Annotated in this window: 22 protein-coding genes and 1 pseudogene; 13 read left to right on the top strand and 10 right to left on the bottom strand. The window is 63.9% G+C overall.

Going from position 1 to position 25,071, the window contains the following annotated elements; translation table 11 throughout:
* Positions 1 to 101 precede the first annotated feature (101 nt).
* From MYCSM_RS03915 to ilvA, 4 genes are all read left to right on the top strand, one after another.
* Entirely contained in the window at positions 102 to 1,160 is a 1,059-nt protein-coding gene (locus MYCSM_RS03915; protein WP_015304840.1) for an amidohydrolase family protein, read from the top strand.
* A gap of 1 nt (position 1,161) precedes the next feature.
* Positions 1,162 to 1,893, top strand: coding sequence for an iron-sulfur cluster assembly protein (locus MYCSM_RS03910; RefSeq protein WP_015304839.1), 732 nt, complete (start codon positions 1,162 to 1,164; stop codon positions 1,891 to 1,893).
* 35 nt (positions 1,894 to 1,928) lie between these two features.
* Positions 1,929 to 2,954 carry an NAD(P)-dependent alcohol dehydrogenase gene (locus MYCSM_RS03905; protein ID WP_041313152.1) on the top strand — a complete coding sequence of 342 codons (1,026 nt, stop codon included), beginning with the start codon at positions 1,929 to 1,931 and terminating at the stop codon, positions 2,952 to 2,954.
* A gap of 838 nt (positions 2,955 to 3,792) precedes the next feature.
* Positions 3,793 to 4,956, top strand: coding sequence for a threonine ammonia-lyase (gene ilvA, locus MYCSM_RS03895; protein WP_232425775.1), 1,164 nt, complete (start codon positions 3,793 to 3,795; stop codon positions 4,954 to 4,956).
* A 544-nt stretch (positions 4,957 to 5,500) separates the two neighbouring features.
* Here ilvA and MYCSM_RS03890 read toward each other — a convergent pair.
* Positions 5,501 to 7,051: an APC family permease gene (locus MYCSM_RS03890; RefSeq protein WP_015304835.1), complete on the bottom strand. Its 1,551-nt coding sequence runs from the start codon at positions 7,049 to 7,051 to the stop codon at positions 5,501 to 5,503.
* Positions 7,052 to 7,410: 359 nt separating this feature from the next.
* Here MYCSM_RS03890 and MYCSM_RS03885 point away from each other — a divergent pair, with 359 nt between their 5' ends.
* Together MYCSM_RS03885 and MYCSM_RS03880 are read left to right on the top strand one after the other, a co-directional pair.
* Positions 7,411 to 8,031, top strand: a complete 621-nt coding sequence (locus MYCSM_RS03885; RefSeq protein WP_015304834.1) for an antibiotic biosynthesis monooxygenase family protein — start codon at positions 7,411 to 7,413, stop codon at positions 8,029 to 8,031.
* Between the two features lie 158 nt (positions 8,032 to 8,189).
* Positions 8,190 to 8,480: a nuclear transport factor 2 family protein gene (locus MYCSM_RS03880; protein ID WP_015304833.1), complete on the top strand. Its 291-nt coding sequence runs from the start codon at positions 8,190 to 8,192 to the stop codon at positions 8,478 to 8,480.
* A 68-nt stretch (positions 8,481 to 8,548) separates the two neighbouring features.
* On the opposite strand, the gene MYCSM_RS03875 is transcribed toward MYCSM_RS03880, so the two are convergent.
* Positions 8,549 to 9,340, bottom strand: coding sequence for a bestrophin-like domain (locus MYCSM_RS03875; RefSeq protein WP_015304832.1), 792 nt, complete (start codon positions 9,338 to 9,340; stop codon positions 8,549 to 8,551).
* A 113-nt stretch (positions 9,341 to 9,453) separates the two neighbouring features.
* Between MYCSM_RS03875 and MYCSM_RS03870 the strand changes: the two genes are divergently transcribed.
* The 4 genes from MYCSM_RS03870 to MYCSM_RS03860 all read left to right on the top strand — a co-directional run bounded on the left by MYCSM_RS03870 (position 9,454) and on the right by MYCSM_RS03860 (position 11,502).
* Positions 9,454 to 9,933, top strand: a complete 480-nt coding sequence (locus MYCSM_RS03870; RefSeq protein ID WP_041311279.1) for a hypothetical protein — start codon at positions 9,454 to 9,456, stop codon at positions 9,931 to 9,933.
* A gap of 110 nt (positions 9,934 to 10,043) precedes the next feature.
* Positions 10,044 to 10,400: a hypothetical protein gene (locus tag MYCSM_RS03865; protein WP_051073704.1), complete on the top strand. Its 357-nt coding sequence runs from the start codon at positions 10,044 to 10,046 to the stop codon at positions 10,398 to 10,400.
* Positions 10,370 to 10,507, top strand: coding sequence for an SEC-C metal-binding domain-containing protein (locus MYCSM_RS38995; protein WP_232425774.1), 138 nt, complete (start codon positions 10,370 to 10,372; stop codon positions 10,505 to 10,507). Before MYCSM_RS03865 ends, MYCSM_RS38995 begins: the two co-directional genes overlap by 31 nt.
* Before the next feature lie 302 nt (positions 10,508 to 10,809).
* On the top strand, positions 10,810 to 11,502 hold the full coding sequence (locus MYCSM_RS03860) for a DUF4194 domain-containing protein (protein ID WP_015304830.1): 693 nt from the start codon (positions 10,810 to 10,812) through the stop codon (positions 11,500 to 11,502).
* A 4-nt stretch (positions 11,503 to 11,506) separates the two neighbouring features.
* On the opposite strand, the gene MYCSM_RS03855 is transcribed toward MYCSM_RS03860, so the two are convergent.
* Genes MYCSM_RS03855 through MYCSM_RS03845 form a run of 3 tightly spaced genes read right to left on the bottom strand, consistent with a single transcriptional unit; the run spans position 11,507 to position 14,034 of the window.
* A complete protein-coding gene (locus MYCSM_RS03855) occupies positions 11,507 to 12,082 on the bottom strand; it encodes a hypothetical protein (RefSeq protein WP_051073703.1) in 576 nt (191 codons plus the stop codon).
* 39 nt (positions 12,083 to 12,121) lie between these two features.
* Positions 12,122 to 13,699, bottom strand: a complete 1,578-nt coding sequence (locus MYCSM_RS35155; RefSeq protein ID WP_015304828.1) for a putative alpha/beta hydrolase — start codon at positions 13,697 to 13,699, stop codon at positions 12,122 to 12,124.
* Positions 13,696 to 14,034, bottom strand: a complete 339-nt coding sequence (locus MYCSM_RS03845; protein WP_015304827.1) for a DUF2563 family protein — start codon at positions 14,032 to 14,034, stop codon at positions 13,696 to 13,698. The genes MYCSM_RS35155 and MYCSM_RS03845 overlap by 4 nt, the downstream gene beginning before the upstream one ends.
* A gap of 282 nt (positions 14,035 to 14,316) precedes the next feature.
* On the opposite strand from MYCSM_RS03845, the gene MYCSM_RS03840 reads away from it, so the two are divergent.
* Both MYCSM_RS03840 and MYCSM_RS03835 read left to right on the top strand, forming a co-directional pair.
* Positions 14,317 to 15,144: an NHL repeat-containing protein gene (locus MYCSM_RS03840; RefSeq protein ID WP_198344992.1), complete on the top strand. Its 828-nt coding sequence runs from the start codon at positions 14,317 to 14,319 to the stop codon at positions 15,142 to 15,144.
* A gap of 228 nt (positions 15,145 to 15,372) precedes the next feature.
* Positions 15,373 to 18,732 (top strand): ATP-binding protein, encoded by a 3,360-nt coding sequence (locus tag MYCSM_RS03835; RefSeq protein ID WP_015304825.1) that lies wholly within the window; start codon positions 15,373 to 15,375, stop codon positions 18,730 to 18,732.
* Positions 18,733 to 18,921: 189 nt separating this feature from the next.
* Here the strand turns inward: MYCSM_RS03835 and MYCSM_RS03830 are convergent, their stop codons facing one another.
* From MYCSM_RS03830 to MYCSM_RS38990, 3 genes and pseudogenes are all read right to left on the bottom strand, one after another.
* A complete protein-coding gene (locus MYCSM_RS03830; RefSeq protein WP_015304824.1) occupies positions 18,922 to 19,158 on the bottom strand; it encodes a hypothetical protein in 237 nt (78 codons plus the stop codon).
* 190 nt (positions 19,159 to 19,348) lie between these two features.
* Positions 19,349 to 21,754, bottom strand: coding sequence for an MMPL family transporter (locus MYCSM_RS03825; RefSeq protein ID WP_015304823.1), 2,406 nt, complete (start codon positions 21,752 to 21,754; stop codon positions 19,349 to 19,351).
* Positions 21,755 to 22,595: 841 nt separating this feature from the next.
* A pseudogene (locus MYCSM_RS38990) lies at positions 22,596 to 22,787 on the bottom strand (adenylate/guanylate cyclase domain-containing protein); the annotation flags it as partial.
* A 55-nt stretch (positions 22,788 to 22,842) separates the two neighbouring features.
* Here MYCSM_RS38990 and MYCSM_RS03820 point away from each other — a divergent pair.
* Positions 22,843 to 23,091, top strand: coding sequence for a hypothetical protein (locus MYCSM_RS03820; protein ID WP_041311274.1), 249 nt, complete (start codon positions 22,843 to 22,845; stop codon positions 23,089 to 23,091).
* Between the two features lie 85 nt (positions 23,092 to 23,176).
* Here MYCSM_RS03820 and MYCSM_RS03815 read toward each other — a convergent pair whose 3' ends face one another.
* Complete coding sequence (locus MYCSM_RS03815) at positions 23,177 to 24,022, bottom strand: polysaccharide deacetylase family protein (protein WP_041313131.1); 846 nt, start codon at positions 24,020 to 24,022, stop codon at positions 23,177 to 23,179.
* Positions 24,023 to 24,377: 355 nt separating this feature from the next.
* A complete protein-coding gene (locus MYCSM_RS03810) occupies positions 24,378 to 25,010 on the bottom strand; it encodes an SOUL family heme-binding protein (RefSeq protein ID WP_015304820.1) in 633 nt (210 codons plus the stop codon).
* Positions 25,011 to 25,071 lie beyond the last annotated feature (61 nt).

Raw genomic sequence — 25,071 nt, 5'->3', positions numbered from 1 at the left:
GTCCCAGCAGAACGGAGCGGACACCCCTCGAATGTGAGCCCCAGCCGCCATAAGCTTTTCCCAACGGTGTGACGACCGTCACACGAAGGGAGAGTCCTGAAATGTACCGCAAGGACGACGTCAGCTACTTCATCGTCGACGCCCATATCGCCCTGTGGGACGGCCGGCCGGAGAACCAACGCAACGTTCATGGCAAGCAGTTCATCGACTGCTTCTACGACTACCACCGCAACCTGTCGCCGGAAGCAGAGGTGTGGTCCTACGAGGAGTACCTCTACTACGGCGCTGAGCGGCTGATGAACGACCTGTTCCGGGACGGCTACATCGACTATGCGATCTTCCAGCCGGTGAAGCTCGGCGAGTTCTACCACCGCGGGTTCGGCCAAACCGAGGAGGCGTTCACCCTGGCAACGGCCAATCCCGACAAACTGACCTACAACCACTATTTCGACTCACGCGACGGCGAGGCAGGCCTGGACCAGCTGCGCGCCGACGCCGAGCGATTCAATCTGCGGGGCGTGAAGCTCTACACGGCCGAATGGCACGGGGAGTCGCGCGGCTGGAAGCTCGACGACCCGTGGGCATACCGGTACTTCGAACTCTGCCAAGAGCTCGGTATCCGCAACATCCATGTGCACAAAGGCCCGACGATCAGGCCGCTCGACCGGGATTCCTTCGATGTAGCCGACATCGATCATGTCGCCACGGACTTCACCGACCTGAACTTCATCGTCGAGCATTGCGGCCTGCCCCGCCTTGACGACTTCTGCTGGATCGCCACGCAAGAGCCCAACGTGCATGCCGGCCTTGCGGTGGCGATGCCGTTCATCCACACCCGGCCGAAATACTTCGCGCAAATCATCGGCGAGCTTCTTTACTGGATCGGCGAGGACCGCATCCAATTCGCATCTGACTACGCAATCTGGACGCCGCGCTGGCTGGTTGAGGCGTTCGTCGACTTCCAGATTCCCGAGCAGCTAGGCGAATACCCACCGCTCACCACCGAGCAGAAGAAGAAGATTCTGGGCCTGAACGCGGCCAAGATGTACGACATCCCGGTGCCGCCGGAGCTGCAGCTGCCCGCGGCGGCAGAACCAGCCGTCGGTCCGCGGGGCGCCGACAAAACCGCCGAGTCTGCCGACCACCTGGTCGGGGCCTGACGTGAATCGGCATGATCAGGCCTATGCGGCCCTGAGCACCGTGGTCGATCCTGAGCTCGACGAACCGATCACCGAACTGGGGTTCGTCCGCTCGCTGGTGATCACCGGCGATGACGTCGAAGTCCACCTGCGGTTGCCGACATCCTTTTGTGCGCCAAACTTCGCATACCTCATGGCGTCTGATGCCAAAGACGTTCTGGTGAAACTGGATTGGACAGAGCACGTGGTGGTTGAACTCGACGACCACCACGATTCGGACGTCATCAACGCCGGCTTGGCCGCTGACGCCGGTTATCGGGGAACCTTTGGCCAGGAGGCCGAACACAGTCTGGACGAGCTGCGGGTGACCTTCCGGCGCAAGGCGCATGCCGCAGCGATGGAACGCTGCCTAACGGAGTTGCTCCGGGTCGACCCCCAACGCGATGTGGCATCGCTGGGGCGGGTGCGGCTGCGCGAGCTGCCGGACAACCAGACCACGGCGGCGTTGCTGCGTCGCCGGGCCGCGCTCGGATTATCCGTTGCGCCAACCGAACTCGTGATGGTGGACCATGAGGGCCACGGCTACGCCCCCGACGATGTTTCCCTAGCGCTGCGCCGCGCCCGGTCCACGCGGATCTCCATTGACGGCAACGCCCACTTCTGCCGCGGGCTGCTGCGCACCCGCTATCCCGAGGCTGACCATGCCGAGACGGCGGCTTTCATACCGCTGTCCGCACTCACCGTGACGCATTGAACCCGGATCGGAAAGGAAGAATACCGATGAGCACCATGCGAGCCGTGCAAGTAACCGGCTACCACCAGAACCTGCAGCTGGCGGAGGTACCGATCCCGACACCGACAGGGCCGTTCGATGTGGTGGTCAAGATCGGCGGTGCCGGTGTATGCCGAACCGATCTTCACATCCTCGAGGGCCAGTGGGCCGAGAAGTCTCAGGTGCCGTTGCCGTACACGATCGGGCACGAGAATGCCGGTTGGGTTCATGCAATCGGGACCGCGGTGACCAACGTCCGCGAGGGAGACAAGGTCATCGTCCACCCGCTGATCACCTGCGGGCTGTGCCGGGCCTGCCGCTCCGGCGACGACGTGCATTGCGAGGCCAGTTCGTTTCCCGGCATCGACACCGACGGCGGGTATGCCGAGTACCTGAAGACATCGGCCCGCAGCGTGGTGAAGATCGATGAAGCCCTGGAACCAGCGGATGTCGCCGCGCTCGCCGATGCCGGTCTGACCGCCTACCACGCAGCAGCCAAGGCCGCGCGGCGTCTCACGCCCCGCGACCGCTGCGTCATCATTGGGGCCGGTGGACTTGGTCACATCGGCATTCAGGTATTGAAGGCGCTGAGTCCCGCCGAGCTCATCGTCGTCGACCGCAACCCGGAGGCCGTCAAGCTCGCGATGTCCATCGGTGCCCACCATGGAGTCGTCGCCGACGGCACCCAGGTTGAACAAGTTCTCGAGCTCACCGGTGGTAACGGTGCGGAGGCTGTCATCGACTTCGTCGGCGAGGGCGGCTCCACCAGCGAAGGGGTGCGGATGCTTCACAGGGCCGGCGACTACCACGTCGTGGGCTACGGCGAAAACATCAACGTCCCAACGATCGACATCATCTCCACCGAGATCAACTTCATCGGCAATCTTGTCGGCTCCTACAACGACCTGTGCGATCTGATGGCGCTGGCCGCCCGCGGCGCCGTCACGCTGCACACCGCGAAATACCGACTCGACGATTTCCAATCAGCCATCGACGACCTCGACGCCGGCAACGTACGCGGCCGCGCCATCCTGATCCCGTAGAGCGGATGCACCGACGCGCACCAAGACAAAACGAGGACGCCGACTGGGTCTTATCGGAACTGTTGGGTTACGACTCGACTCGCATCGAGGTGGTAAGCGAGCCAGCGTCGAGGATGCGGCGGCTGGTCGATGCAGTAAGGCGGCGCCATCGGGCGCCGCGTACGAAACAGCAGCCACGGCTAGCCCGGCCACCCGGGCAGGCCAGCGTTGGTGACGAACAGAAAATGTTGGCGCACAGCGTATTTGAGAATGTGCAGGAGTTTACTGGTACCGTGCACCTTCCGTCGTCGTCGTCCGCGCGTTGGGGGTAAGTGCGCGTTAACGAAACGTTGAGTGCTGAGTGATCCGTCTCGCGGAGAAGTCTCGAAGTGTGGTCGAACTCGCATGCGGTAACACGCTGAGCCAACTCGGGAACAGCAAAGGCATAGTCGAGTTTCCGTTTGCGCACGGAAACCTTTGTCGGAACCTAGTTCTTCGGCCTGACTCCGGAGTACGCTGCGCGGCAGTCGCAGTGACGAACGAGCCTGCCGCCGTTCAGACAGGCTCCGACGATCGGGGTCGTTATGCGGATTGTCATCGACCTGAATCGCTGCCGGTCCGGGGTCTGGAACGGGCACTTCACGGAGTTGAGCTGGCTGCTGCCAGCCGACGAACGGAAACGCTTTCAGGACAGATTCCGGCTACGTTTCACCCTCGGCCACGAAAACGCCGGCTGGGTCAACAAACTCGGGTCCGGCACAACAGGATTCGCGCCGACGGTTCGCGAGCGGAGGGTCTAGCTGTGGAGCTGCTCACGCTCGATCAGATCAACGCGGCGGCGGATCGGCTGAGGCCGGTGATGCGACTAACCCCGGTCATCGCGTCGCGGGTGCTATCGGATCGCACGGGCGAACAGGTCTGGCTCAAGTGCGAGAACCTGCAACGCACTGGGTCGTTCAAGCCCCGCGGCGCCTACAACCGGATCGCCAATCTGAGCGTCGAGGACCGGGCTCGGGGTGTGGTCGCGGCCAGCGCGGGCAATCACGCGCAGGGAGTTGCGTGGGCCGCGACTGTGCTAGGGATCGCGTCGACGGTGTTCATGCCGGTCAACGTCCCGCTCCCAAAGCTGTTGGCAACCAAGGCTTATGGCGCGCAAGTTCATCTGATCGGCGAGACGATCGACGACGCGCTGGTCGCGGCCCGTGAATATTCGGCGCAGCACGGCGCGGTGGTGATCCACCCGTTCGATCACGCCGACATCGTCGCCGGCCAGGCCACCGTCGGGCTGGAGATCCTGAAGCAGATTCCCGATGTCGCAACCATCGTGGTGCCGACCGGTGGTGGCGGGCTGGTCGCCGGAATTGCCGCGGCGGTGCACTTTCTGGCGCCACAAGTCCGGGTCATCGGAGTACAGGCCGCGAACGCGGCGGCCTGGCCACGTTCGTTGGCCGCCGGACAGCCTGTGCGGGCGGAGTCGATGTCGACGATGGCCGACGGGATCGCCGTGGCATTGCCCGGGGCGATCCCGTTCGCCCATGTAAGTGCATTCGCCGACTCGGTTCGGACGGTGAGCGAGGACGCGCTGTCGCGCGCGCTATTGCTGTGCATGGAGCGTGCGAAACTCATCGTCGAACCTGCCGGGGCGGCAGCCGTGGCAGCGCTGATGACGTCGGCACCCGAACTCGGCCGGCACGGCCCCGTTTGCGCGGTCCTGTCGGGCGGCAATATCGACCCGCTGGTGTTGATCCACGTGATCACCCACGGCCTGCGCGCAGCCGGACGCTACCTCGCGGTGAAAGTCACCATCCCGGACCGCCCCGGCGGGCTCAGCAGGCTGCTCGGCGTGGTCAGCGAAAGCGGGGCCAGCGTGCTCGACGTGGTGCACTCCCGCACAGCACCCAAGCTGGCACTGGACGAAGTTGAGGTGATGCTTACCGTCGAGACCCGGGGTCCGGCACACCGGGAGGCGGTATTAGCCGCCTTGGGCAGCGCGGGATTCATCGTCTCCGTCGAGGAAAATTAGTGCACGGCTGCTTGACGGCCGCCGTCTACTCGACCATAAAGCTGGGCGGCAGGAGCTCACGCCGCGGATGCGGCAAGGTAACCGGATGGTGGACGAGGGGTCTGGTTCGTGCCACGGTAGACACGGCCCCTTTCTTCGAGGAGGTGCAACACCGTGGAACAGACCCAGCACGAGACCTCGGCCCATCAAGAATGCCCGGACTGTCATGCGCTAACGGCGAACCTGGAGGCGCACAAGCAGTGGCACTCCAGGCTCGTCCATGACATCGCCACCGCCGTTGACAAGGATGTGCAGCGACGAGTTGGAGCTCGTTAACGCGGTTGACTGAGAAATCCGCGCAGTCAACAGGATTGGATGTCAGCAGGCGACGTCGACCTGGTGGCCCTGCGCCTGCAATTGGCTGACCGTGGCATCGACGGGCGATTACCTCATCCTTGGTAACGGCGGCCAACCTGCCGTTGCACCGCACGCACGGCGCCAGCCGCCCAACCGTGCAGCGCCGCGCGCTTCGCCGCGCGCGCAACGCTTCTAGGTCAATCCACGATCAGGTGGGCGTCGGGGTCGCTCGACGTACCGCCCGCGCCGAGGTCGCATGGCCGAGGAAGTAGATGCCCACCGCGACGAGCAAGGACAACGCGGCGATGCCGGCGACGAGGTAGAACCACGCGCCGTAGGCGATCGTCGCGCCGCCAACCGATAGGGACCCAGAATTGTTGGAGATCAGCGGTGTCCACGATCCGCTCAGCGTGGCGATGACCGCGACCAACGCCGACAACCCACCGATGACCGCGCAGGTGTAGAACACCGCCGGGTGCGCCAGCCTGGTCTCCTCATACCGCGGCAGGAAACGCCTGATGATGATTACCACGTCGACGAACAGCACCACCATCGAGATGCACCAGATCACCGTGACCGCGGCCTGAAGCACGTCATACACCTTGGTCTGGCTGTCGATCGGCCGCCCTCCCCCGATGCCCAGCGACGGGAACACGATGAACGCCACCAACGCGAACAACGCCGCGATCAGTGTCTGCACCCACACCGCGTTGCTGGGCACCTTATGCTTGTTGACCTTCGCCATCGCCGCCGGAAGCTTCTGGTCGAGTCCGGAGACGAAAACCAGTCGCGCGAACGAAAAGTTGTAGACCACAGTGATGAACAGAAAAAAGGCGGCGAGCAGGATCGCGACCAGCTTGCCCACCCAGCCGGCCAACTCGGTGCCGACCGCCGCCGCAAGCGAGGTCACCTGCGCCGATTGACCATCTGTTGCTGGGACCGTCACCATCACCGCCCAGGTTGCCAGCAGGTAGGCCACCATCACGGCCAGCGAGCCCCAGACGAGATAGCGCGTGATGGAACGCTCGTCCTTGATCTCGACGCCCATGTTCAGGGGCACTTCCACGCCTAAGAGCGCGAGCACCACAAGGCCGAAGAAACTCCAGTTGCTCAGGTTGATCCCAGCGTCCGCCGACGGCGCCCACGCCGACCAATCAGTGGGGTTCGTCTCGGGCGCCAGTCCGCCAACCATGTGCAGTACGCCGGCGAGAAAAACGAGCCCGATCGCCAGCCCGTAGAGCACAAACACGACGTTCACGATGTTCTGGGTCAGTCGGAACCGCTGGTTGGCCAGCACCGCCGACAGCACAATGAAGCCGATGATGATGACTCCCTGCACCTGCACACTGGCGGAACCGATCGTCGACGGGAAGACATAACCCAGGTAGCTGAGCACGACGGTGCCGGTCGCGACCATCACGAGCACCCCAGGCCACCACGCGCAGAATCCCGCGAAGAAACCCCAGAACGGTCCGAAAGCCTTTTGGGTCCACAGATAAATCGAACCTTCGCCTGGGAACATGCGGCCCAGTTGACCGGTGACGATCGCCCCGGGAATCAGGAAAGCCAGGAAACCGATGACCCACCAACCGAATGCCGCGGGCCCTGCGCTTTGGATGACCGCCGCATTGGTGATGAACAGGACGATGGAGACGAAGATCGCGACCATGTCGAAGGTGTTCAGGACGCGGGGCAGCATTCCTCCCGCCACGCGCTCGGCGACAGTTTCTTCGGGCCATTCAGGCCTCGTGGTCGCCATATCGTCGTCCTCTCCAGACGCCCAGATCGAGAGTAAGACGGGAACATCCGGACGGTCAACGGAGTGCGGTTATGGCTTACGGGGCACGCATTGGTGAGCGTGCACTTGTCCGTTGCAGTGGTGCACGGCTGCTTGAGCCCACCGCGAGCCGGGTTCAGGACTGGTTGCCCAGCCGTACTATCCGCTACCGCAGAACTCATTAGTTGCGCTTGATTGTGAAGCCCGTATTGTTCGGGCGCGCAGTGAGTTTCAGCGAATCTAACAGCAGCATCCCATTGCCATGCCTTGCCCGCGGGAGGACGATGAAGTAGTCCGGCGGCGCCGTCGAGACGCTGCCCCACATACAACGGAGGCAGATCATGTACGCACGAAGCACCACCATCCAGGGGCAGCCCTCATCCATAGACGCCGGTATCGCCCATACGCGCGATACCGTGATGCCCGCGCTCGAGGGCATCGACGGGTGCGTTGGCTTGTCATTGTTGGTCGACCGGACGTCCGGGCGCTGCATTGTTACCAGCTCCTGGGAGTCCGAGGAGGCGATGCGCGCGAGCGAGGAGGCCGTTCGGCCGATTCGTGACCGGGCGGTCGAGCTCTTGGGTGGTAGCAGGCAGGTCGAGGAATGGGAGATCGCTGCCATGCACCGCGAGCACCACGCGGGTGAGGGCGCCTGGGTTCGAGCCACCTGGGTCAAGGTCGACCCGGATCAAATCGATCGGGGCATCGATTTCTACAGGACGACTGTCCTGCCCGCCCTCGAGGAGCTGGAGGGCTTCTGCAGTGCCAGCCTGCTCGTCGACCGAGCGTCCGGCCGTGGCGTGGCCGCGGCGACCTTCGACAACGCCGAAGCGCTAGAGCGGAACAAGGACCAGTTGGACAGGATCAGAGCCACCGGCAGCCAGGAAGCAAACGCAGAGGTGCTCGACCAGTGCGACTTCGAGTTGGCAGTCGCACATCTGCGTGTGCCCGAGATGGCCTGACCGCGAGACAAGCGCGCTCCAGGTGGCGCGACCGTCGTAAGCACCCGGGAAAGCCGGCCTGACGACGACGTGCGCAACCTATTAAGGAGGACAACGTAATAACGGTGCCCCACATGGTGTCTCGCGAGTGATTTGCCTGCCGCCACTTCGCGTCGCCCATGCAGATACATGACGCATCGAAAATCCAGACCTGGGTCAAGCAGTTCCTCGACCACGTCGACGACCCACACGTTGACACCATCGAGACCTTTCAGGACGAGGACGGCACCCGCGTCAGCTCCCGATGGGTCCTGACCGGGACCAACTACGGCATCCTCGGCACCGAACCCAAGGGCAAGCCCATCGCGCTCACCGGCACCGCCGTCTGGACCGTAGACGACGGAAAGCTACAGCGCGGCTGGGTCGAGCAGGCGTCGTTCGAGCTATATCACTACCTCCCCACGAAGTAGCGGTCCGGTCGACGGTTGGTGGCGGTCACGCAGCCATCGTCAACTTCGGAACCGGCTTCGGCCTAGGGTCAGGTCCCGCGATCGATTGAGTCGAAGACAGTCAGCGACTGCTCGAACGGTTCGGACGTCACACCCAACTGGTTGCCGAATGGATGGTCGAGCCAGAACACCACGAACAGCAGCAAGCCGAGCAGCACGGCGACCGCGCTCAGCAGCCCTAGATGCGCCCGCGTGCTGCCCAGCCGCATGAAACCGCCGAGCCCCAGCAGCACGACACCGCCGAACAGCAGCCCCGTCCACAGCAAGCCGGGTATTCGCGGTTTGGCGTCCAGGATCCGCTGATTGCGCTGCGACGCCAACGTTCCCAGCTGATCTAGAAACTTCTGACTGATCGGACTCGACGCGACACTGGACTTCTCGCTGCCGAGCAGTCGGTACATCTCGTTGAGCGCGTCTCGCGCGCCTTCGGTTCCGGTGCGGGCCCGTATCGCGCTCGCCCATTCAGGCCCAGAGACCGCGTCCGAGTACTTGCGCAGCAATACCCGCATCTGGGTCTGCTCCGGCACCGGCATGCCGACGGTCTGCCGGTACATCGTGATCAACGTCGACGCCTCGTTGGACACATTGGTCTCCGCAGACGAGAACTGCTCCCACGCAACCACGATGACGAATCCCAGCAGCGCGCCATACACCAGGCCGACACAGGTCAGGAACGGCGACAACGCTCCGTTGTGCCCCTCGCTCACCGGGTCTGGGAGCATGCGATGCGCCAGCCAAACACTGGCGGCCGCGACCGCCACCGCCGCGACAAGGGACAGGGCCAGCAGCACCCATAGACCCGCTATCCCGAAGTCGCCCACGGCTTACTCCCCACACGTCAGAAGCATCTGGATACCCCTCAGTACACGCCTGTAGTCGCCTCGAGGCTGGCGAATCGGCCGTCTGCCAACGTGGCCGGTGGTAGGGAAGATGGGTGGATCTTGCGAGTTGGAGCGTGGGCCTTGCGCTCATCGTGCTGACCATCGCGATCCATACCACCGCGGTGGTGGTGATGGCCTTCGGTCTGGAGGCCAGAATTCGGGTTCGTGCCGACAAGCCCACGGCCGAGCGGCTGCGGGCGGTCCCGACCATGATCGGCCACATCGGGGCCGTCGCGCTGATCCTCGCCGCCCTGCACGGGGTCGAGGGCTTCCTGTGGGCACTAGCGTATTGGGGCCTTGGCGCGCTGGACTCGGTGACTAATGCGTCCGTGTACGCCTTGGCCACCATGACGACGTTCGATGTACCGGGATTGGCGGTGCCGGCCCGGTTTCAGATGTTGAGTGCGCTTCAAGCGGTGAACGGCGTGCTGCTGTTCGGCATCAGCACGGCGTTCCTGTTCGCGGCGATACAGGTCCAATGGAGACTGCTCTCCCACCGAGACGAAACTCACCGTGCTCACTCGAGTAGATAACCCGCGGTCGGAAGACGATGTCGTACAACGATCTTCGCTGAGGCCGACCCGCGGCATAAACGATTACCGCAGATGGTGCGCGTCGCAGCTTTGCGAGAGGATGCGAACCGATGACAGGTCCAGAGGAAGAGTTCACGCCGCGACCCACCGGCGGGGTTGGCGCGGTGGCGTTCGCGTGGCTGCCGGCCGGGGACTACGAGCAGGCGACGATGTTGTGGCCTGATTTTGCCGGAAGCGATCGGGTGGCCGGCCCGGACGGGCCGCTGCCGCACCCGCAATACTGCGGAACGATGCAGCACATACTTGTCGAGTACGCGGAAGCCGGCCTGCCGCCGATGGTGATCGCCCCGTGCGGGTGGCGCCGTTCACCGCCTGGTGCGCCGAACACGGGCACCAGCCCGATTCAGCCGGCGCCCGGTCCGAATATGCCGCCCACCTGGCAGCGACCGCCGACCACCCCTCTCTGATCCCTTGGCCACCGGGCCGCAACGACCCGTGCTGGTGCGGGTCTGGACGCAAGTACAAGAAGTGTTGTGCCGCAACGGCATCCGTCGACGCGGAGCCACACGAGTGAAGACCGCGCGTCTGCGGGTGGTGTTGCGTGGCGTCGAACCGGCGGCCGCAGGCCAACAACAGATCGTGGACGTCCTCCAGAGACTCATCGCCGATCAAGGCTGAGACGCCCGCTCAGACACCATATGCCTCATGTATCACAGCGGCACCAGTTGGCCGCGATGCGTTGGGAGCGCGGACATTCCGCTGACCTCGGCAAACCGGTGACGCCCCGAATTTCTGCGCCGACACGGCGCCGTGCCGCCACGAACATGTCGCAACCGTGACCTATGTTGGGACGTCCGACCCACTACAGAGTGAGGAATGCAGGTGACCGCTGAAGCCGACATTGACTTCTCCTCCCTGCCGCAGGTCGACCAGTCCGCCCGCCCACCCGTCCAGCGTCGGCCTCGTTTCGACGGTGACGTCTCCGAACTGCCCGACCGCGCGTGCTGGGCGCTGCAGCACCTGCTCACCCGCCGCTACATCAGCGCCGAGGCCGACGCCGATGTCTACAGCTGGGTCCTCGAATACCGCAAAGAACTGTCGGTTAGGCTCTCCGAACTCGACCTGTTGCTGCGCATCGTCGACGGGACCGACGTCGCGTTCGTCGAACAGGCCCGTTACGAATCTGCAAGGGGCATAAAGCTTCTGCGCCGCGAGCCGCTCGGCACCTACGACTCGATCCTCGCACTGCACCTCGCACAGATGATGCGCGCCAACGCTGGGCAAGCCGTCGTCATCAGTCGCGACGAGATGCACGGCAAGTTCTCCGGTGTGCTCAACGACACCGACCGCGACGCCGTCACCTTCGCCGCCCGCATCGACGGCGCCATCGCCCGCCTCACCGGCCTGGAGATCCTGCGTAAGACCCGCGACGACGAGGACAGCTACACCATCTCCCCCGTCATCACCGCCGTCGTGACCGCCTCGGTCATCACCGAACTCCAGCAGCAGTTCGAACAACTGCTCAACGGCGGCGCGCCGGCAGAAGAAGTTGTGGACGAGGACGACTGAGCCGCTACGCGCGGTCGTCCATGGATTGTCGGTGAGGGCGCGAACGCTGCTTTCCTAGCGCGTAGCCGCCGAAGTACAACACGGTGAACAGGCCCAGCGTCACGAACGATACGACGACGAACTGCGGAAGTTGCCTGCGTGCAATCGAATACCGGGCTCGTCCGTCGCCGTAACCGAAGACGATCGCCACGGCTACGACCGCGACGGCCATCACCGCAGCCAATCGTGGATTCTCTTTGTGGATTACGTACTGGCCAATGTTGAACGCACACAAGGCCATCGCTGGAACCATCAGCCACCACAACTTTCGCGCTGACGTGAAAGCTGCATCCTGGGCTCCAGTTCCGGCATCCGCTGTGGAGAATGCGATGACCTTGCCACCAAATTTGAGGTAGGGGCTAGTGAAGTAGGCGGTCATCAACATCAGCACAGCGACCAACAGCGACAACAGAGTGCCGGATTTCCAGTCCGGCGGGAACGCAATGAAGAACGCGGACACCGACCCGATGAGGAAGCCCGCCCAGAACATCCTGCGGCCCACCGCGTCGTTCTTGTGCGGAGCGAGCATCGGCAGCAGCACGCCGACGAAGGTTGTGACTACGAATGGGACGTTAATGATTTACCCCGTAAGCCATTTGTAAGCCGCCTTCCCCGCTTCCTCACCGCCCATCGCGCCGACCGTGCCAAAGGCGAGCGCGCCGAGGAACACCCCGGGTGGACCGCCCACCGCGCCTACCTCGGCTCCAATCGCTCCGAGCGCCCATGCCCCAGCCATACCACCTGCAGTCTTCGAAGCTACTTCTCCGAGCGGTGCACCATGCTGCCACTCATACAATCCCACTCCCAAATCTATTGCGGTGCCAGCCCAACCAAGTTTTCCGCCGATCTTCTTGAGCGTCTCGACGTCTTCGGCTGAAAATGTCGCTCCTTGCCAGTGCTTGCCTGTGGGCAGCGATTCGCCGAATCGGTCAAAGGCCTCTGCCCCACCGGCGATCGGCTTGCCGGCAGCCGATGCACCCTCAACGAGTTCTTTCGGAACTATTCCGTGGGACATATTCTGGGCGACACCTGCTGCCCCCTGCGGCGTCATTCCCGCCTCATGGAGTTGCTGCTGCAACCTCGTTAGCGCAGTGGACCGGTCGGTCACTTCAATCTGATCCATCAACTGTGTGGCGTCGTCCGGCGTCATGGGTTGTTGATGCCAGGACAAGTTTCCGTTTTCCAGGTCGTGTTGGAGGTTGAGCCTCGCCTGAGCGCGGGTGCGCGCGTCACCGCCGAGGACCACATCTTTCGACACGGGTCCGGACGATGTAGCCGTCATGTAGTCATCGAGCCGTTGACCCGCCAACCGTGTCGGCCGGTCATCACCATGCGCATGCGCCGTACGTACATAGCCGTGTGCAGGATCGGTAATCGCTTGGTAGTCGCGCAAGCGGGCCGCGGCGTCGGCCTCCGCCCTTGTCATATAGCCGGGCTGACCCTCCATGCCTGGCAAATAGGCGTGTCTGCCTTGGGCATTGGCTTTGTCGACCATGGCCTGATCACGCGCCCGCTGTCCCGATTTGTCGTACCGCTGGGCGACTTCTTCAGGTGCGTTACCGGCCACCCCGTCAAGGTCATCGATCACGTCCGGCGCGTACCCTGACGCCATCATCGCTGCCTCCGCTGCGTTGAGCTGCGCAACGTAGGCACCGCGGAACTGCTCAAGTTGTCCGACGCCCGCCCGAGTTGCGGCTTTCGCCGACTCGAGCAACTGAGCCGCCTGCGACGGCGAATCCGCTGCGGCAGCGGTGATTTGGTCGTCAATGGCGTGCAGCTGCGATTCGAGCGCCGAGATCTCGGCGTCGCTGTCGCGCTGTGCGACCGCGAGCGAAGCGGCGACTTGCTCCAAATCCACTGCGATACGCGAAAGTTCTTCCGGATGGCCGGCTAGCTGAGTCGCGGCCCGTTGGACCTCATGCGATTCGTCGATTGGGTATTCGGCGTCATTTCGCCGGTACGCCTCTTTGAATTGGCGCTTGGCCGCGTCGAACTCGTCGTTCGCTTCCCGAACGTGGAAACCGGCTTGGTGAAACGCATCGGCCAGATCATTGATCGCGCCGGCGTCCCCCGCCTGTATTTCTTTGTTCAGCTTCCAAGGGTCGCCTCCCGCGGCCGCGGCCAACTCGGTTTCCGTGAAGTTGACAAATTGGCTCAAGAGCCGACTTCGCCCACGTGGTCGCCAGCCGAACCGATCGTCTCGGCCGCTCCGGTGTCCGTGTCAGCTAGCGCTCGCGCACCGATGTGTCCCTTACTCGAAATATCCGTCAGCCGTGCATCGTGATCGCGCGACCGCGCGACGTGGGTCTCGCGAGCGCTGGTGACCGCGATGTGAAAGGCGTCCGCAGCGGCGAAGTCACCGAATATGCCCTGTGGCAAAGATGCCCCTGATAGCCGATTCGCCGCTTTCCGTGCTGCGGCTCCGGCAAACCCGCTGAAGTCGCTCCCCGAGTGGAGCACACCGGTGTCTACCTCGAACTTTCCGCTAGACATGATCAAAGGCTATATCAACAGCGCACCTGCCAATCACAGGAAATTTGGTGACGATGACGTGGTTAATGACCAGTCACGGCTTAGATGCGACAGTGGAACGTCCCCGTCGAATTCTCGCCACTCCACTGAGACGAAAGTGCAGTCATGACTCTGCCACCGCCCCCTAACCCATGGCCACCGCAGCCCTCGTCTCCTTCACCTCCGACCCGAGGCGGGAAGGCCAAGTGGATGTGGATGGGGCTTGTATTAATAGCCGTCATTGGAGTTACGGTCGCCGCCATCGTGTCCTCTGCCATGCAGCACTCGGAGACGACACTGCCGTCACCGCCCAGCATCGCGCATCCGTCCGGTCCAATCGAGCTGCCCTTCGGCTCGCTTCACGGGCCTCAAGGGGTGGCCGTCGATGGCAACGGCAACGTCTATATCGCTGATGTAGCCACTGACATCGCCGACAACCAAGTTCTGAAGATGTCGGCGGCCCACACCGGCGCGGCGAAGCTGCCCTTCACAGGAGCGGGTCCCGTCAGCGTGGCAGTCGACTCAACTGGAACCCTCTACGCCACTGACTACGTCAATGACCGAGTGCTGAAATTGGCTCCAGGTGCCAGCAACACCACGGAACTTTCTATCGCCGGACTCAATAGGCCAAGTGGCATCGCCGTCGACGGTGGCGGCAACGTCTACGTAGCCGACACGTACAACGATCGCGTGCTGAAGATTTCAGGCGGTGACGCCAACGCCGTCGAATTGCCCTTCGCCGGTCTCAGCAAACCGTTCGGTGTGGCAGTAGATACCGCCGACAACGTATACGTGGCCGACTCACACAACAACCGCGTACTGAAATTGGGAGGGGGCACGAGCGACCCCACCGAGTTGCCCTTCACAGACCTGCACGGGCCGAACGGAATCGCCGTCGACAAAGCCGGAACCGTTTACGTCACCGGCTACGGCGACGGTCGAGTCTCGAAATTGGCTGCAGGTGAAGCAAGTTCGACAGACGTACCCGTGTCCGGACTGAAGAAACCTTGGGGTGTAGCGGTGGGCTCAGACGGCGATGTCTATGTCACTGACTACGGGAATCGTCGGGTGTTGGAACTGAACGCCCCATAGGTCTCATTAGTCGCAGTGACATCGCGGGTCACTCGAAGCGCACGACGTCTCACAAAGCGTGCCTTCGGCTGACATCGGCAAACAGTTCGGGTGACGGATTTCTCAGCCGACACGACCCTTCCCGCGCCGACGATGTCGGGCCCGTCGCCTATGTTGAGGCATCCGACAAATGACAGATCGAGGAGCGCTAGGTGCACGACAACACGGAGCGCGGGGGAATTAGCCGAATTGACTGAACAGTTCCACTTGTCCCGGCTGCAGGTCATCAACTGGGGCGTCTTCGACGGCTACCACTCCATCCCGTTCAGCTCTGGCGGCGCGCTGATCGCCGGCGCCTCCGGTAGCGGCAAATCCTCACTGCTGGACGCAATTTCGCTCGGCTTCCTGCCGTTCAACCGGCGCAACTTCAACGCCTCCGGCGACAACACCGCCGCCGGATCCAGCGCCGGCCGCCGCACCGTCGACAAGTACGTCCGCGGCGCGTGGGGCCAGCGGTCAGATGGCGGCACCAGCCGCGTGATGTACCTGCGCGGCGACGGCACCGCCTGGTCGGCCGTCGCGGTCACTTACGCCAGCGACTCCGGCCGCACCGTCACCGGCCTGGTGCTCAAGTGGCTCACCGGCGAGTCCCGCAACGACTCCTCCAGCCGCTTCGTGCTCGGCGACGGCGACCTCGACATCGAGGACGTCTGCAACCGCTGGGCCGCCGGCCGCTTCGACGCAGGCGTGTTCAAAGAACACTGGCGGTTCTCCACCAAGGTCGAATCGCAATATCTCGCGCAGCTGTACGCCACCATCGGCATTCGCGCCTCCGACGCCGCCCAGCAGCTCCTCGGCAAGGCCAAGTCACTGAAAAGCGTTGGCGGACTTGAGCAATTCGTCCGCGAGTTCATGCTCGACGAACCCGACAGCCTCGCTCGGCTGCCCGAGGCGCTCAAGCAGATCGACCCGCTGGTCGAGGCCCGCGAACTGCTGGCCGTCGCGCAGAAGAAGCGCAAGATCCTCGGTGACATCGAGACCATCCAGCAGCGCTACGCCTCGGAGTCGTCGGACCTCGGCATCATCGACCTCGTCGACGCGCCGATGGTCCGCGCGTACACCGACCACGTCCGCCTCGCGCAGTGCCCCGCCCAGATCGCGACGCTCGATGGCACCATCGACCAGCTCGAGAACGAGTACGAGGACGTCACCCGGTCGCTGAATCTGGCTAAGGCCGAGGCGGATTCGCTCAACTCGCAGATCAGCGGATCCAGCGCCAACATCGCCCCGCTGCAGTCCCAGGTGACCGCCGCCGAGACGGAGGCGGAGCAGGTCGAGCGCCGGCGCGCCGCCTACGAGGACCTGCTCACCGCCCACGACATCGACATCCCGGACACGGCCGACGAGTTCTGGAACCTGCGTGAGGAACTGCTCGCACAAGCCACCGAGATGCTCGCGAAGGTCGAACGCAACCGCGAAGCGTCCACCGACGCGGAATACGCGCAGAAGTCCGCGCGTATCGCCCGCGACGCCGCCGCCAAAGAACTCAAGCGCGTCGAGCTCGTCGGCTCCGCGCTGCCGGAGTTCGCGCTCGCGATGCGCGACCACATCTGCGCCGAAGTCGGTGCCGACGCAACCGAGCTGCCTTACATCGCCGAGCTGCTGGATCTCAAGTCCGACCAAACGCGTTGGCGCACAGCCGTCGAGAAGGTGCTGCGCGGCGCGGGCCTTCGGCTGCTGGTGCCCGACCAGCACTGGGAGAAGGTGCTGCGGTTCGTCAACGACACCGACATGCGCGGCCGGCTGCAACTGCACCACGTACGAGCGAAGTTCCTCGGCGCCGAGCCTGTGGACCCTGAGCCGAATACGTTGGCAGGCAAGCTGTTTGCCGTCGATCCTCAGCATCCATGTGCCGCCGAGGCCGTCGACGTCATCACCAATGCCGGTGACCATGTCTGCGTCGACACCCCCGGCGTGTTCGACCGGTTCCGCCGCGCCGTCACGGACACCGGGCTGTACAAGGACTCCGACCGGCTGGCCGTCAAGGACGACCGGCGTCCGGTCAAGCAGTCCGAGTACCTGTACCAGGGCGACGTCACCGCGAAGATCAACGCGCTGACCGTCGAACTGGCCGCCGCCGAAGAGGCCTACCAAAAAGCGCGGCGGGTCGCCGACGACATCGCCGCCCAGCGTCAGCAGTGGCGCGACCGAGCCGCGGCGTGCAAGGCGATCTGCGAGCAGTACCCGCAGTGGAGCCAGATCGATACCGAGACCGCCGACGGGCACGCCGAGCGGCTGCGCGAGCAGTACGAGTTGCTGATGGCCGAGAACCCCGACCTCGATGCGCTCAACGCCCGCGCCGACGAATGTTGGTCGCAGATCCAGAAATTCATGACGCGCCGCGGTGCGATCCAGACGCGGCGTGACGCCCTCGACGACCGGCGGACACGGCTGATGGATTTGCAGGAGCGGCTGTCTCCGGCGTTCGTCTCCGAGCCGCTGACCGATCTGCTGAACCGCTACGCCGCCGCGCTTCCCGTCACGCTGGAATTGCTCGATCCCGAACCGCATCGCGATGCGCTCTTCACCGCGATCAAGAAGGAACGCGAACAACTGCGCGAGAGCCGGCGCCGCTCTTACGACGAACTGGCGCGCATCCTCAATACGTTCGACACATCGTTCCCGGACGCGATTCCGAACGACTCAGATGACTTTGACGAGCGCGTGCACGACTACGTCGCGCTGTGCAAGCACATCGACGAGCGCGAGTTGCCCGAGGCCTATGAGCGGATGATGCGGCTGGTCACCGAGCAGGCGCCCGACGCGATCTTGACGCTGCACCGCGTCGCCGAGCAGGAGGCGCGGCGGATCAGCGATCAAATCGACCGTGTCAACACGGGTTTGGGTGCGGTGGAGTTCAATCGCGGCACACGGCTGACGCTGCGGGCGACGCCGCGGCAGCTGCCGGCTGTGGCCGAGCTGACCGAGATTGTGCGGTCGATTTCGCGGCGCATCGCCGAGGTCGGGCTGGGCGACAAGCAGGCGATCCTCGATCAGTACGCCGACATTTTGCGGCTGCGTAATCGGCTGGCGTCGACGGCGCCGGAGGACAAGGCGTGGACGCGCGACGCGCTGGACGTGCGCAACCGGTTTACGTTCGACTGCGCGGAGTGGGATGTGACCAACGACGAGTTGATCCGCACGCACAGCAATGCGGGCGACAACTCCGGCGGCGAGCAGGAGAAGCTGATGGCGTTCTGCCTCGCCGGTGCACTGAGCTTCAACCTGGCGAGTCCCGAAAGTGCCGACAACAAGCCGGTTTTCGCGCAGCTGATGCTCGACGAAGCGTTCAGCAAGTCGGACCCGCAGTTCGCGCAGCAGGCACTGCAGGCGTTCCGCAAGTTCGGCTTCCAACTGGTCATCGTCGCGACGGTGCAGAACGCCACCACAATCCAGCCCTACATCGACAGCGTGGTGATGGTGTCCAAGACCGAGCCAACGGGCCGCAACGCCCGGCCGGTCGCCTCAGTGGCGACACGGACGATCTCGGAGTTCGCCTCGCTACGTCAGGAGATGCGGTCGAAGGATCGTGTGCCCGAGTCGGTGTGACGTGGCGACCGGCTACCCATTCGGGCAAGGCGCGGGAATCCACATCGCCCAGCACATGCCGGGAGGCGCAGGCAGGCTGGGAGGAGGCGGAGGGCCGCCCGGCCACCCCATGGGAGGAGCTTGCGGAGGCGGAGGATTGGGTCCCTCATAAATGCCCTGGCCTTGATTGGCGTCCTCGGGCGCCACGTGCTAGTAGGTGTGGCAGACATTCATGTCCCACGTCACCGGGTTGTAGACGTGATTCTGGGTCAGGTGGAACAGGGAATCCCCTGGGCACCAGTGATTTGGGCCGTAGCAAATAGCGCCCACCATTGCGGCTGGCGTGCAGTCATCGCCCGCCTGAGCGGTACCTGCACCCAGGCCGGCGGCGACCGCGCCGCCGGACAGCAAGGCAGCTGTGGCAACGCCCACAAATAGTCGCTTCATAGCCGTCCCTTTCGCATAGCCGGCCCTCGACCGGTACCGAAACGCTGCGACGAATGCCTTGGAGGATCCTTGGGGTGCAGCTCAGCCTGGATCGAGGTTGTCATGATTTGATGACAACCCCGGGTCGCATGCATTCCCAGGATCAGCTGCCGTTGGCGGTGAGCACTCGTCACCCGTCGCCGTGACCACCTCAGCCCGCAGATGCGGTGCCCGGATCCTGTTGCTGCAGAACCGGAACCGCGGCCGTCGAAGCAGAGTCACCATTCTCCGAGTTCTCAGTCGAAGAGATCTGCTGCAATTCACCGTCACCGGCGGAACCGACATCTGGCATCGGCGCGGCCCCGATCACCGCCATCTCCAGGTCCTCAGCCGGCATGGCCCGGGGCTTGCGCTCGTCGGGCAGATCAATCTCGCTGAGCCCCAGCCGGTTTTGCAATCGTTTCATCCACTGCGGCGCCCACCAGCACTCGTCGCGGAGCAACTTCATCACCGACGGAACAAGGAACATCCGGACCACCGTCGCGTCCAGCAGCAACGCCGTGACCAAACCGAACGCCAGGTACTTCATCATCACCAGGTCCGAGAAGACAAAGGCGCCCGCCACCACAACCAGAACCAAGGCCGCCGCGGTGATGAGGCGGCCGGTAGTCGCCGTACCGATGCGGATAGCGTTCGCCGTCGACGCCCCATGCTCGCGTGCCTCGACCATCCGGGACACGAGGAAGACTTCGTAATCGGTCGACAGGCCATAGATCACCACGATGACGAGGCCGATCACCGGGGCCGTCAACGGGGTCGGCGTGAAATTCAGCAACGTGGACAAGTGGCCGTCGACGAATATCCACGTCAACACGCCCAACGTCGAACCTAGTGTCAATACGCTCATGATCGCGGCCTTGATGGGCAACACCATTGACCCGAACGCCAGGAACATCAGCACCGTGCTCGTGCCGATCAAGAGGACCGCCATCAGCGGCAGCCTCGAAAAGATGCTGTGGATGCTGTCCTGTTCGAGCGCGGGCGTGCCGCCCACCCAGACAGTCAGGCCGCGCGGCGCCGTGATTGCACGCAACTCGGTGACCTTCGTGTCGGCGTCATTACGGTTCACAAGGCCGTTTTGGATCACCCGAACCGATGGGTCTTTCGTTGCGCCGTCGAGATAGGGGCGCTCCTTCCACATGTTGGCCGGATTGTTGTCCGCATCGACGAAGCCCGAAATCGTCATCGCCTCGGCGCGGATTTCCTCGACCTGAGCGTTGGTCACCGGGCGGCCGTTATTGCTATGGATCACCAGCGTCAGCGTCTCGGTGCGGAACCCCGGGAAGATCTTGTCGAACTCCTGCTGCGCCTGACGCACCGAATCCGTTGGGGGCAGGTACTTTTCGCTGATACCGCCCAATGACAGATTGCTCAGCGGGACGATCAGCCAAATCATGACTACGACGATCGGCACGGCAAAAACCAGTGGCCGCTTCATCACACGGTCGACGAGCTTGCCCCAGAAGCCGTTCTCGACCTCTTCGCGGGTCTTGGTCTTCTGCACGCGCGCGCCGAGCCAGTGCAACCACCAGTTGGTGGGTTTCCAGTTGCGGAAGAACGGAACCCGCAGGAACGAGTACACGCCCAAGTCGTCGACGTGGCGGCCCAGCATCCCCAGTAATGCAGGGAGCACAGTGATCGACAGTATCGCCGACAACATGACCGAAGCGATCATCGCGTAGGTGAGCGATCTGAGGAAGCCCTGCGGGAACAGCAGCAAGCAGGCCGCGGATGCCACGATGAGCACCGAGGAAAACACCACGGTCCGCCCGGCCGTCATCACGGCACGGCGTACCGCAGTCTCGGTGTCATAGCCCTCGGCGATCTCCTCGCGGAAGCGGCTGACGACGAACAGCCCGTAGTCGATGGCGATGCCCAAACCGATCAGCGTCACAACCGGCTGGGCGAAATAGTGCACCGGCCCCGATATCGCGATCAACCGCATGATGCCCAGCGAGCCGGCGATGCTCAGACCACCGACCATCGCCGGCAGGAACGCCGCGACCACACCACCAAACACGAAGAACAACAACACCGCCACCAGCGGTATGGCCAGAAGTTCGGCCCGCTGCTGGTCTTCGCCGATGGTCCCCATCAGCTCGTTGGCCAACGGCTGCAAACCGGCCAGCTTCACATCGACGCCCGGGATAGCGAAATCGTGCTGGACCGTCCGGTAGTTCTTCAGGATGGTGTCGTCGTCGTCTCCCTTGAGCTGTATCGACATGAACGCGTGCTTTCTGCCGGCGTCAGCCATGTTGCGCAGCAGCTTTGGGTTCTTGAAGTAGCCGACCGACCGAAGGATCTGGTCTGGGCGTTCCTTTTCGACCTTGGCGAGGTTGTCGAGGATCTTCTTGGTGAACGCTCGATTGTCGACGGTCTTGCCGTCCGGAGCCGAGTAGATCGCCACGATGTGGCCTGAGGTATCGCGGCCGTACGCCTCGTCACCAAGGCGCGACGCCCTCGCCGACTCGCTGCCACTGTCGTAGAAACCGCTCTGAGTGAGATGTGCGCCGAGAGTCAGACCGTACGCGCCACCGCCCAGGCACAGCGCAACCATGACTCCGACCACTATGGATCGGTAGCGGTATACCGTCTCACCCCACCAGGCGAAAACGACTGCTCCTAACTGATCTTTGTCCGCAACTCGCGCATCACGTCACTACGTTGTCATGCGCGAAGCATCAGCGCCGAAGACAACGGGCAATCGCTGCAGCCGCGCCTCCCTCATCAGTGGATCCAGGCCGATCTACGATAACGGCTCTCGCAAAAGCCGCAGCAGGAATGCGTTCAGCAAGCGTGTGAAGTCGGCGGCGCAGTTCCGGCGGTGCCGGGCGTCAGGCCTGGTTGTCGAGACGGACGGTCGAGTACGTCTGCTGCCTGTCCTGGTGAAGAGGGCATCCGTCATACCAGCATGACGGTCCACGCCGGGACTCCGGCCGCGAGCCGATGTTCACCACCCTGACGTACATGGGCCGACCGCAGTCACATGTCTCGCCGGTGTATTCGTTTCGCCGGCTCACCGGGCGCATCCGCGTGGCGAGTGAGGCAAGGACATGGCGTGACCTTGGCTTTCGTGGTGGTCCACAACGTCGCGCGACGTGGCGAGCGCCGCAGCGGTCCTCACACCGTTTGCGGCTCCCCGGGCAGTCGTCACCAACACCACTGCGGTCCGCATGATGAGCCGCGAAACCAATCGCACAGCGTCCACGACAATTCCTTTCCCGAAATACGGTTCCTCAATCGGGATTCGTTGCTGTGGAGCGAACGGATGGGGCGATCGGCTCGGCGCGCCGGTCGGCACTCCTTGCGCCAGCGGTCCACGAGTGCGTCGGGCGTGTCCCACGGCCGGGTGCTGCCTCGACGAAAATCGAACCCACGGTCGCAAGGCCCAGTCACGCGGCAAAGGTCGGACGTGAACGTGGGAACGAGTCGCCGATCCCGGTATTGCCGGCTAGCGCTGCCCTAGCCGGCCGCACTGCTCCTTCCCCGAAATTGTGCACGCCGATCATGGCGGTAGTGACTCCTGCGGCGGCACCCACGATCCCGTACTGAATTTGCCGCGACCCGCCAGCTCCCGCAATCACACGGACAGCCACTTCCAGGTGAACGCGTTTCCGCCTGACCACCGCCGGGCATATGAGGCGCATGGACAAGCTCAACCGACTTCGGCGTGCGCAACGGCGGATCGTCAAAGTTCAGCGGCGCGTGTGGCTGGCGCAGGCGCTGATCTGGCCCACACTCATTGCCGCCGTTTCCGCGTCCGGGGCTCTGCTCTACCTCCTGTGGCGCCGGTCGCCCGGTGGACGGCATGTGCTGCCGCCGACACCGGGGGTTCACGAGACGGGCACGCTGCACGTTGAGCCCGACGGCCGACTTTCGGCGGCTGAGGCATGAGACCAGGCGTGGTCGCCTAGCCGGAGAGCGGCGACACCCGTCCGGCGGGCATTCGGCACCGGGTGGGCGTGACGGCGCCACATCGCTACAACGCGGGCGGACGGATGAACACGTCATCGAGGGTCACGGTGCGCAGCCCCCGGCTGCGGATCAACTCGTCGAGCTGGTCGAAGACTCGAGTGACCGGCAGGTGGTTGAGGTGGCCGAGCACGATGTTGTGCGGCCGAAAGTAAGTGTCGGCCATCTTGAGCAAATAGTCCTCGGTGATGACTGTCGAGTCAGCAAGCGAGCCAGACCACATCGTGGTGATGGTGTAGCCGAGGTCTGCGGCGACCGCCTCCGTCGCGGCATTGTGTTTGCCGTAGGGCGGGCGCAGGTAGGGGCGGGCGTCGACGCCAAAGGTGTTGGTCAGAAATGCGTCGTTGCGGCGGATCTCGTCGGCGACCTCGGATGGCGCCAGCTTGGTCAGGTCAGGGTGAGAGAAGCTGTGGTTGCCCAGTTGAATCTGTCCGGCTTCGACCAGTGGCCGCAACAGCGTCGCGTTGTCCGTCCACGAGCGGTAGGTGCCGTTGACGAAGAAGGTCAGCCGCTGTCCGGTCCTCCTGGCGAACTCCGCGTAGAGGCGAACGACGTCGGTGTTCACGCCGTCGTCGACGGTCAGTGCGAGCAGATCACCCTGGCCAGGCAGTGTGCTCACCACGCCGCGGTCGGGCAGGGCGGACCGCGAGATGGGCGCTGCCGAGTGCAGTGGCTGGGGTGCCTGCCCCGTCGCGCCCACCGATGCCGCTGCCGGGGCGGTTTCCGCGCGAGCCGCCGCCGCGGCGTTCTGCGGAGTGGCGTTGAGCAGCGACCGCGCAACCTCCGCGGTAGCCGCCGTCGGCGGCAGAACCACCGCAGCGGTCAAACCCACGAGGAAGCCTCTGCGACTCAGCAGGGACACAGCAATCTCCGAGGTTCATTCAGCCACAAGCGGTTACAGGTGACTGGCGATGCGCCCAGCATTGTCACCGGCGCGCAACGTATCACCCTTCCCTGGCAGCCTTGACGCGCCGCTTTAGTGTTTGCTTCGTCGTAACCGCGGGTTAGCAATCGGCCCACTTGCCACCGCATCCGGTATTGCAGTGGGGTCGGCGACCGCAGCCAGCTCGAAAACCCATGCCCCGTCTATAAATTGGTCGGCCAATCTCGTGGCGACATCCTCTTCCGACCGACGCAGCTGTGTGTCATCACTCATGCGGCGGTATATCCCTCGCACGCTTGTTCGAAACGCCGGCCTCTTCCGCGGACTATGCGATCGGCACCACGATCTCGTTCCGACGACGAAACGGGAGGGTCCACGGCGGGTCGTACAGCCAGGTCGCAGGCGGCCCCGCCGTCTCGAACCCATATGCCTGCAGTTCCCGTTGCAACTCCGCGGTCCGCGCCGCCACCGCGGCCGGGCTCGCAACGCCGCTGAATCTCAGCACCGCCACCGATTCACCCGCCACCGGCACCAACCGGACGCGCTCGTCGTCGGGTACCGGCAGCGACTCCATCGTGGAGTCTGCGGGCATGTAGAACCGGATGACCCAGCCCGATGACGATGACGTACTGGTCACCGGTGCCGTCATCGCGATCTGTTGACCGACCGGAGCGGTCATGTCGATGTGAGCGTGGCTCCGGTTGCCTCCGAAGATGTAGCCGGCCAGCCGGCGGAAGCCCGCGCTGCGCGCCGATATCTCGTCACCGCTCACGATCGTTTCCGCGGCAATCCGCCGACCGTACCGGCGGATCTGCACCTGCTTCGTCAACTGTTGTGAACTGTGCGCCGGCTCCTCGACGGTACGGATGCCCACTACCGACACCGCCGACTCAGCCACCTGGACAAGCGTTTTCGTCAATCTGCCGGAGGGCGAGGCGTGGGATTTGGGCATGTTCATCTGCGGATTCCTCCTGGTGTGCGGCGGTGACGGTGTGTACCCGCCGGAAGTGATTCGATGC

Source organism: Mycobacterium sp. JS623, from assembly GCF_000328565.1.
Lineage (GTDB): Bacteria > Actinomycetota > Actinomycetes > Mycobacteriales > Mycobacteriaceae > Mycobacterium.
The sequence above is the reverse complement of the archived record's forward strand: the minus strand, read 5'-3'. Positions and strand labels throughout refer to the sequence as shown.

Bases quoted from the DNA above. Each gene is read 5' to 3' on its own strand.
- MYCSM_RS03915 (WP_015304840.1), top strand. From the start codon at position 102: ATGTACCGCAAGGACGACGTCAGCTACTTCATCGTCGACGCCCATATC.
- MYCSM_RS03905 (WP_041313152.1), top strand. From the start codon at position 1,929: ATGCGAGCCGTGCAAGTAACCGGCTACCACCAGAACCTGCAGCTGGCG.
- ilvA (WP_232425775.1), top strand. From the start codon at position 3,793: ATGCGACTAACCCCGGTCATCGCGTCGCGGGTGCTATCGGATCGCACG.
- MYCSM_RS03890 (WP_015304835.1), bottom strand. From the start codon at position 7,051: ATGGCGACCACGAGGCCTGAATGGCCCGAAGAAACTGTCGCCGAGCGC.
- MYCSM_RS03885 (WP_015304834.1), top strand. From the start codon at position 7,411: ATGTACGCACGAAGCACCACCATCCAGGGGCAGCCCTCATCCATAGAC.
- MYCSM_RS03880 (WP_015304833.1), top strand. From the start codon at position 8,190: ATGCAGATACATGACGCATCGAAAATCCAGACCTGGGTCAAGCAGTTC.
- MYCSM_RS03865 (WP_051073704.1), top strand. From the start codon at position 10,044: ATGACAGGTCCAGAGGAAGAGTTCACGCCGCGACCCACCGGCGGGGTT.
- MYCSM_RS03860 (WP_015304830.1), top strand. From the start codon at position 10,810: ATGCAGGTGACCGCTGAAGCCGACATTGACTTCTCCTCCCTGCCGCAG.
- MYCSM_RS03845 (WP_015304827.1), bottom strand. From the start codon at position 14,034: ATGTCTAGCGGAAAGTTCGAGGTAGACACCGGTGTGCTCCACTCGGGG.
- MYCSM_RS03830 (WP_015304824.1), bottom strand. From the start codon at position 19,158: ATGAAGCGACTATTTGTGGGCGTTGCCACAGCTGCCTTGCTGTCCGGC.
- MYCSM_RS03825 (WP_015304823.1), bottom strand. From the start codon at position 21,754: ATGGTTGCGCTGTGCCTGGGCGGTGGCGCGTACGGTCTGACTCTCGGC.
- MYCSM_RS03820 (WP_041311274.1), top strand. From the start codon at position 22,843: ATGGACAAGCTCAACCGACTTCGGCGTGCGCAACGGCGGATCGTCAAA.
- MYCSM_RS03810 (WP_015304820.1), bottom strand. From the start codon at position 25,010: ATGAACATGCCCAAATCCCACGCCTCGCCCTCCGGCAGATTGACGAAA.